The sequence below is a fragment of the Acidiphilium sp. PM genome (assembly GCF_000219295.1).
In the GTDB taxonomy this organism is placed as follows: Bacteria; Pseudomonadota; Alphaproteobacteria; order Acetobacterales; family Acetobacteraceae; genus Acidiphilium; species Acidiphilium multivorum.
Genome location: NZ_AFPR01000293.1, coordinates 1 through 1,053, shown reverse-complemented (window position 1 = coordinate 1,053; position 1,053 = coordinate 1). Strand labels below are relative to the sequence as shown.

Annotated in this window: 1 protein-coding gene and 1 pseudogene; both read right to left on the bottom strand. The window is 74.3% G+C overall.

Annotated elements, in window-relative coordinates; genetic code table 11:
* Positions 1-624, bottom strand: a pseudogene (locus tag APM_RS11590) (xanthine dehydrogenase family protein molybdopterin-binding subunit); the annotation flags it as partial.
* Between the two features lie 2 nt (positions 625-626).
* Positions 627-1,053 (bottom strand): (2Fe-2S)-binding protein (locus tag APM_RS11585; protein WP_007423566.1); only part of this gene is annotated, 427 nt, incomplete at its 5' end.

Sequence of the window (1,053 nt, the reverse complement as noted above, 5' to 3'; positions counted from 1 at the left end):
GCCGGCGGCGACGTCGCCCCGCCGGTCGATCACGGCGGCGCGGACGTTGCCGTGTTGGGCGAGACCGGCGGGGGCCGGGAAGCCGGAGGGATGGCCGGCCGGCGCGGTGCCGGGGGCATAGACCGGCGGCGCTTCGCTGGCGCGGGCGTCTTCCATGTCGACGACGAAGGGGAGCGCTTCGTAGTCGACACGGACGAGATCGAGCGCCGCGCGGGCGATGGCCGGCGAGACGGCGGCGAGTGCGGCGACCGGCTGGCCGGCATAGCGGACCATGCCCGACAGGGGATCGCCGGGCTGCGCCAGGATGACGACCGCGCGGACGCCATCGAGCGCGCGGGCCGCGCCGGCGTCGATCGCCCGGATGCGGGCATGCGCGAGGGGCGCGCGCAGCAGGCGGGCATGCAGCATGCCGCGCGGCGCGATGTCGACCGTGTAGCGCGTGGCGCCCGTGACCTTGTCGCGCCCGTTCTGCCGGGGAACCGAGCGGCCGATGACCGCGAGTTCGGCGTTCGGCGGCAGCGGCGGCGGCTCGTCCGCCGGCACCGACCGCTCGATCGACCCGAGGCCGGCCCCGGCGATGCCGTGGGGGAAGCGCTCGGTGCGGCGTGACGGATCATGCGCCATGCTCAGGATTTCCGGACACGCGCGGCGTCGAGCGTCGCCGCGATGACGTGCGGATAGGTGCCGCAGCGGCAGAGATGTCCGCTGATGGCCGCCCTCACCTCGGCGTCGGTCGGTGCCGGCACGGAGTCGAGCAGGGCGGCGCAGCTCATGACCATGCCGGGCGTGCAGAAGCCGCATTGCAGGGCGTCGTGCGCGATGAACGCGGCCTGAACCGGATGGAGGTCGTCGCCGCGCGCCAGCCCCTCGATCGTCGTGACCCGATGCCCCGCGGCATCGATGGCGAGGAACATGCAGGAGACGATCGGCTTGCCGTCGAGCCAGACGGTGCAGGCGGAACAGGCGCCGCGATCGCATGCGACCTTGGTGCCGGTCAGGCCGAGCATCGTGCGGAGCGCATCGGCGAGGGTCGTCTGCGGCGGGATGGCGAGG